Annotated in this window: 8 protein-coding genes; 5 read left to right on the top strand and 3 right to left on the bottom strand. The window is 47.4% G+C overall.

What is annotated here, in order from left to right; genetic code table 11:
- Positions 1-21: 21 nt before the first annotated feature.
- A complete protein-coding gene (locus QCH34_RS04320; RefSeq protein ID WP_300330643.1) occupies positions 22-255 on the bottom strand; it encodes a hypothetical protein in 234 nt (77 codons plus the stop codon).
- 587 nt (positions 256-842) lie between these two features.
- Here QCH34_RS04320 and QCH34_RS04315 point away from each other — a divergent pair.
- The 4 genes from QCH34_RS04315 to QCH34_RS04300 all read left to right on the top strand — a co-directional run bounded on the left by QCH34_RS04315 (position 843) and on the right by QCH34_RS04300 (position 3,274).
- Positions 843-1,733 (top strand): DUF6159 family protein, encoded by an 891-nt coding sequence (locus QCH34_RS04315; RefSeq protein WP_300330639.1) that lies wholly within the window; start codon positions 843-845, stop codon positions 1,731-1,733.
- Between the two features lie 310 nt (positions 1,734-2,043).
- Positions 2,044-2,220: a CsbD family protein gene (locus QCH34_RS04310; RefSeq protein WP_300330636.1), complete on the top strand. Its 177-nt coding sequence runs from the start codon at positions 2,044-2,046 to the stop codon at positions 2,218-2,220.
- Between the two features lie 188 nt (positions 2,221-2,408).
- Positions 2,409-2,564 (top strand): DUF1328 family protein, encoded by a 156-nt coding sequence (locus tag QCH34_RS04305; protein ID WP_300330633.1) that lies wholly within the window; start codon positions 2,409-2,411, stop codon positions 2,562-2,564.
- 272 nt (positions 2,565-2,836) lie between these two features.
- Positions 2,837-3,274 (top strand): hypothetical protein, encoded by a 438-nt coding sequence (locus QCH34_RS04300; RefSeq protein WP_300330629.1) that lies wholly within the window; start codon positions 2,837-2,839, stop codon positions 3,272-3,274.
- A 61-nt stretch (positions 3,275-3,335) separates the two neighbouring features.
- Here QCH34_RS04300 and QCH34_RS04295 read toward each other — a convergent pair whose 3' ends face one another.
- Both QCH34_RS04295 and QCH34_RS04290 read right to left on the bottom strand, forming a co-directional pair.
- A complete protein-coding gene (locus tag QCH34_RS04295; protein ID WP_300330625.1) occupies positions 3,336-3,479 on the bottom strand; it encodes a hypothetical protein in 144 nt (47 codons plus the stop codon).
- 174 nt (positions 3,480-3,653) lie between these two features.
- The gene (locus QCH34_RS04290; protein WP_300330621.1) at positions 3,654-5,468 is read right to left on the bottom strand and encodes a C69 family dipeptidase; all 1,815 of its coding nucleotides are present in this window, start codon (positions 5,466-5,468) and stop codon (positions 3,654-3,656) included.
- Positions 5,469-5,751: 283 nt separating this feature from the next.
- Here QCH34_RS04290 and QCH34_RS04285 point away from each other — a divergent pair.
- Positions 5,752-6,942 (top strand): ATP-dependent helicase (locus tag QCH34_RS04285; RefSeq protein ID WP_300330618.1); only part of this gene is annotated, 1,191 nt, incomplete at its 3' end.

Genomic DNA, 6,942 nt, shown 5'->3' with positions numbered 1-6,942 from the left:
CAATCCTCATTCGATCCTCATTCAATCCTCATTCAGACCCCAGGCTTCCCGGGCTTCTTCCAGAGAGAGGTACTCTCCTTCCTCACTGACATGCATGGCATGCCTGATAATATCCCGTTTCTCCCGTTCTGTAACCAGATCTGAGATAAGATGGTCGAATGTTTCACCCGGCTTCTTGATGAGCGAGAGCTTCTCCCAGGTAGATGGGGAGACTGGGATCCGCTTATAGGTTCTCTGGCTAACCATGTCAATCACGTTTCATATATGCACCATATGATACATATGATACATATGGACTCTATGTACCAGGTCAACCGCAGATTATAAGAATGCTGTCATACCGGTCGCGAGGGTATCTTCACCACCGGGAGAGCATGTACAACTCACCAGCAGGTTATTCTGAGATTTTGAAAGTTTTTTCTCCCAGAACGGGTTCTATTTGGGATATGCGGTCTTCCTGATCTCCTCAAACAGGCCGAAGGGATTCCCCTCAAAGGGCTTTATCCACTCATCCAGCATCCCGAAAAAAACATGGCCTCGTTCTTCGAGGCAACCGAAGCTGAGCAGGCCGCCCTTTCCTTCAGTGTTTGAATACAGATCAGAGAAAAGAGGACGAAACCGCTCCCGGTCGATCACGGAGGGCAAGGCACCAGGATTGTTTCCTTATTGAGCAATGCCGCGATATTCATCCTTAATTACGAAATTAAAGAACGTGCTCATGGATTATTGACCGATACCGCACTATAGAGTTCTTTCGATGGGGGGAGGTTATTCGAAGTTCTTCCAGGTGAATCAGCTATTCTTCCAGATTTAATTTATATCCCAAGAGCAAACAGGAAAATATGTTTCAAAGAATTGCACGGGGATGGCATCTGTTTAAACAGACTTTTTCCATTCTCTCAAGGGAGAAGAGTCTTGTATTCTATCCGATCATCTCAGGAATTATAATTCTGCTCATTCTCGGCCTGTTATTCATTCCTGCCCTGTTTATATTCAGTATAACCGGAATTGACCCTGATAAGATGGGAGTAGCCGGATATGCACTCTGGATTCTGTTGCTCTTTGCTATATTTTTAGTTACGGCATTTGTATCGTCATTCTTCAAAGCCGGAATTGTGTATAATGCAACAGAAGTGATAAAGGGCAATGATCCCGCATTCAAAGACGGGATCAGTGCAGCAATGCCTAAAATCGTTTCACTATTTACCTGGGCATTCATTGCGGCAACAGTCGGTCTTATTTTAAGCCTTCTGCGTGAATCCGACAATCCTCTTGGCAGAATTCTCACCGAAATTGTAGTTGGAATTGCCGCTGCTGCCTGGAATCTTGTCACCTTCTTTGTAATTCCGGTTATATTATTTGAAGATCTTGGTGCAGTTGCTTCTATAAAGGAATCCTGGGGCCTGTTTAAGCAGACATGGAGCGAGACGGTCATTGCCGGTTTTTCATTTGTGGTTGTTATGATCCCGGCATTTCTGCTTATGGCAGGTACCTTCTTCTCGGCTATCTTCCTCCCCTTTGAGGCATTCGGAGGCATGCTTATACTGACTATCATCGTCTTTGCAGTCTCTGTCATTCTCATATCCGCACTTCAGGGTATCCTCGTTGCTCTTCTGTATCATTATGCAAAGACCGGCGAGATCTCACCGCTTGTTGACAGGGATCTCATCGAAGGCGCCTTTGTTGAGAAGAAAGGCAGCACTACTGGTACATTCACCGGCGGAAATATCTGAGAACCCCGATAAAAATCATTTTTTTCAATTTTCCGAAAAGAGGCAGTGAAAGCGGGTGATCATTACCCTTCCCGAAAATCCCCCTCAATGAAACCTGCTTACCTGATCTCTCCCTCATTCTCTGTAATGGCACAAAACCAGGTTACGCTAGTCTTAAATGAAGAAGATTTTGAGTTGTAGACATTAAGAAAGATCGATTTTTTGAATATTCGAAATCATATACTTATAAAATTTATAGACAATTATTTATACATAAAATCCAATGTCACTATACCTGGGAACATCCAGGTCAACATGGAAGTGAAGAGAGATGACAATAGAGAAAGATGAGATCGTCGGTAAAGGCAAACAGATGAAAGGAAAGGTCCGTGAAGAAGTTGGAAAAGTGACGGGCAACAATACCGAACAGATCAAAGGGAAGATTGAACAGGTCGAAGGAAAAGTCCAGGAAGAAGTTGGGAAAGTAAAGAGAAAGCTTCAGGATTAAGATAAAAAAGCCTGCATGATAGGGTGAAATGGTAATTCTGTATAGTTTTGTTCGATGAACTGCTGTTATTTCGATAACAGCGAAACACAATACAAAGAACCGTCTCCCTATCCTTTCAATGGCCTTTGAATATCATGTGGATAAACTACTTCAACAGAATACCTGTATAATCACAAAGGAGGTGAATTATGGCTGATTTAATCGGATTAGCAATTTTATTCCTCATTTTAGCGCTTATCGCATATGTGCTGGGGGCGAAAGGAGTTGCCGGGTTCTCGATGGTCATTGCAAAGTGGCTCGTTCTTATCTTTATCATACTTGCGATTCTCGCCTTTATATTCTAACAGAATCCCAACCCATTTTCAAGAATCCAGCTGCTCTCATCATGTTGAGCTATCAGAAAGCGTACCAGTGCAGGTATGCCGGTATTGCAACATTTTATGGAAAGTGAAGGTTGTTTTATATATTTTATGCATGTTTTTACTTTATACGATGGCAGCATGAGCGACATATGGCCACCCCCAAAAGTATGAGATGAACGATGTTTACACTACAAACAGATTCAGAAAGTCTATTCAGGATAGATAGTGAGATATCCGATATAGCTGGGAGAATTATGGAGGAGCTTGAGACAGCAAGCTCAAAAAATCTCTCTGAGGTCAGCTATGCAGGCAAGATATTGCAGTTGTCTGACCTGAACTATACTCAGAATATCTTACACGAGATAGAGAGTGTCCCCACCGGAGCAGATCGGGTCATCGAAAAACGAGCGGTCATTAAAGCATTATTGCTTTCAATATGGTTGCAAAGGCTTTATTTTATCATACGATCAGCACTCATGTCCATCCTTGCAGTCGTTGTCACCTTCTTCTATGTCTCATTCTTTGGAGAGATAGGTGTTGTTTTAGCCGTTTTTATGGGAGTCCTCATCTTTATCATCGGACTTATCATAACACGATTATTCGACCCGCAAACGGTACAAATGACAAAATATATCGTCAGAAGACTGGCTTCTCATAAAAAAATGCGGGATTTTATCATGAATCATCTCTAGAAAAACAGTGGGTGGTGTGAAGCGTTTGGGCTGACCACATCAGATCGATGAATCCATCATCTCACTTAAATTTGATAAGCCCCATCAGAGCCATCACAATAATTGCTAAAATGACAGCCCCAAGCAGACCAAAAATATACCACCCGATCAAAAATGCTATCACCGCTCCAATGCCCATTGCACCCCAGTTCACTGATATTGCCATACTATCACCTACTCTTCATGTGTTCATTCTTCTGCTCTGCTCATCTGGAATTGATTTCGGCTCTGATAAGGGATATCAATCTCTTGAGCATGCAATCATTCTATGAGGATCCATATAAAAGAGAGGGTCCCGGTGTGGCTACCACATCAGGAACCATGAAGATACAGGCGGCTCTCACAACAACTTTAAAATTCCATCAAAAGGCATCTCCTTTGAGACAATAACCCGCGTGCCGGTATAGGTGAGATCCGGAGTGTCCATGAGCTCTTTATACTGGTAGATTCTTGGTCCGTACTGATATCCGGTATCATTGTACCACCAGTCCGGGTACCCGGGCTCTTCCACCGCTTCAGTCTCTGGATCTGTCAAAAGACCATTTGAATATTTCACGATCATTGTTGCAGTCAGGCTCTTCCAGCTCTTTATGATGGCATCACCCCGCTCTACCGTCAGATTGGTCATGACAGCCGTTGCACCGGCAGTATCACCGGCAGTAAGATGATCGATTGCCTGCTGATCGGCCTCCATCAGGAGCCGTAATGATTCTGCCTCAAGACTCTGCTGTTCTTCCTGTATATCCACAATCATCATGTTATACGCAAGCCCCGCCCAGTTCGTCAGGAGACAGAATGTCCAGTATGCGGTATCCGGATTATATATGATACGGCTGCCGCTTGTATACGAGGAAGAGAGGTTATCAGATTGTGCATAGATTGGCGTATACACCGTCTCATAGGGCACTGCCGGACCAAACCAGAGCACGCCGGCCACCTCTTCGGGGAGATCCGGACGGATCATCGTGATATAACTGTAACTACAGAAGATCTCAGAGATTGCCCGTGGATAGGCTCCCGCACGAACTTCAAGCATGGTTTCATTCTGGAAGTTCGTATGGGCATCTTCAGGCCCAAGCACACGGTATGGATTTCCAAACGGCCCTGCCGCCAGTCCCGCGGTCCTGTCAAACTCTGTTCCCTCGTAATGATCCCGGAACAGGTTCAGAGCGGTACTGAAATTCACCTTCTCATCGGGAACAAATGAGAATGGATACTCCCTCGTATACGTATCCTCAACATACGGGCTGAGTTTGAGGGACGGAGCGAGGGTGTCCTGGATCCTCCACACCCGCATCAGTGAGTAGTAGGGATGCGAATATTCGCCATAACTGACCGTTTCAAGCCAGTCAAGCGGACCATCTGATGGCGACCACCAGCCTGCACGCTCTGCAACAGAGAAGAGGTTATCCGAGTAGTGCATGTCAGGCATCCCGGGTGAGACATCCCGGATCCTGAATGTATTTGCAGCAACAAAGACCTCTCCATCCTTTACTTTCTGCGCAACCCAGAGCCCTCCATCGCCATCCGGGTTCCCGCACATCTCGATAACCCAGATCTCCCCTGCATCTGCAAAGATGAGAGTCTCGCCGGTGCCATAGTATCCATACCGGTCAATCAGATCTCCAACAAGGAGTACTGCCTCCTCTGCACCAGTACATCGCTCAAGAGCAACATTTGAGAGTTCTGAAGAGTAGAAGAGTCTCCTGTTCTCTTCAGCCTGGGGTTCGTACTTTGCATAGTCTGTGCATTCGGCACTCATCAGGTTCTGATCATTGATCATCCCATATGATCCGGTGTAATAGCCATAGGTCGAGGGAACCTGATCGATATAGCCAAGAACAGGATTCGATGACGAACCCTGCTTACTTCCTGCAGCATCAGATCCGCTGTTTGGATCAAAGAAGACCGGCCGCTTGTCACCGGGCTTGTGCGTTGCCGGGGGGATATAGGTCACAAAGATGTCATCCATCTCTCTCCAGTCCATCCCGACACCATCATTCGTATGGCCAAGATACACTGTGCCATCTTCAGATGCTCCGGGTGTTATTCCAAAGATTGTGCATCCCGAAACAGTTGCCGGGATAACAAGAGCGATGAGAAGAAGAAGTGATAAAAAAAGTCTGAGATCTACATTTTTTAATGGATTTTGCATGGGGAGAGGTATTCTTAATCGCTTAAAAAAGTTTCTAATTACCCAAATCGGTTTTTCCTGTGAACATGTATGGACAATAGAATAGCCACCCGGAGAAGAGAGCAGTCCGGGTGAACCAGACATATGGGAGATGATATGCATGGTTCAGCCATCAGTCTCAATCTCTTCGGACTCATATTCACAGATGATCTTTTTCTCCGGATAGCCCATACCTCTCCACCGCTTGAAAATCCCCTGATCCCCCGCCATCTTTTTCCTGCCAGAGACCAATCATTGAATCAGTATGCCCCTCAATCCCTCACAGGAGAAAGCCGTCACCGGCAGCGGCTTCCAGCTCGTGCTCGCCGGCCCCGGGTCAGGCAAGACCAAGGTGATCGTCGAGAAGATCCTCCACCTGCTTGACCGGGGCATCTCCCCCACAAATATCCTTGCCCTCACCTTCTCGGAAAAAGCGGCAGCCGAGATGAGCGAGCGGATCGAAACACTGCGGCCGCACCAGGATATCGGGATCCATACCTTCCACTCCTTCTGCCTTGAGATGCTCCGTGAGAATATGCTCACAAGCGGGATCTCGATCGCAAACGGGATCATCAGCCGGACCAATGTGCTCGTCTGGGGTCTGCGGAACATCGATTCATTTGGTTTTGAGTATATCCGGATCGGAAACAACTCTTCAGACATTATCACCGCGATCGTCGATGGTATCAGCGCATTCCGTGACGAGCTGATCACGCCTGCGATGCTTGATGAGTACCTGAAGAGAAAACAACAGACAGAAGTCACGGAAGAGGAGCGGGATTATCAGAACAAGCTCGCCGACCTGCTGAAGGTGTATCGAGCCTATGAGCAGTACAAGCAGGACGAGCACCTCATCGACTTCGATGACATGATATTTCTGGCAGTCAGCCTGCTCCGGAACAATCCGGGCATACGAAGCCTCTACCAGAGACGCTTCCCCTACATCCTCGTCGATGAATTCCAGGATACGAACTTCGCCCAGCTCGAGCTCGTCAAGCTCCTTGCAGGCGATCACCTCTGTGTGGTCGGGGACGACGACCAGACCATCTACCGGTTTAGGGGAGCATACCTGACAAACATCCTGGACTTTAGGGAGTGGGCGAAGGAACATGCGGAAGTCCTGCTGGACGAGAACTACAGAAACCCGCCGGCAGTCCTTCAGCTTGCCTTCCAGCTGATGCAGAGGGCGCCGAACCGGCAGCAGAAGGAACTCATCTCAAAGAAACCGGCAGGAGATCCGGTTGTGGTCGCAGCCTGCGGAAACGAGGAGGGGGAGGGGGAGTATGTTGCAACCGAGATCGAGCGGCTCGTGGGAGCCCCGCTCCCTCCACGGGGCGGCGAGCCGGCACGGCCGCTTAGGTACCGGGACTGTGCCATCCTCTGCCGGAGCAGGAAGGATGGCGCAAAGTTTCAGGCAGCTCTGAAACGGCATAACATCCCCTGCATCTACCAGGCC

The sequence above is a fragment of the Methanocalculus sp. genome (assembly GCF_029762515.1).
GTDB lineage: Archaea > Halobacteriota > Methanomicrobia > Methanomicrobiales > Methanocorpusculaceae > Methanocalculus.
The sequence above is the reverse complement of the archived record's forward strand: the minus strand, read 5'-3'. Positions and strand labels throughout refer to the sequence as shown.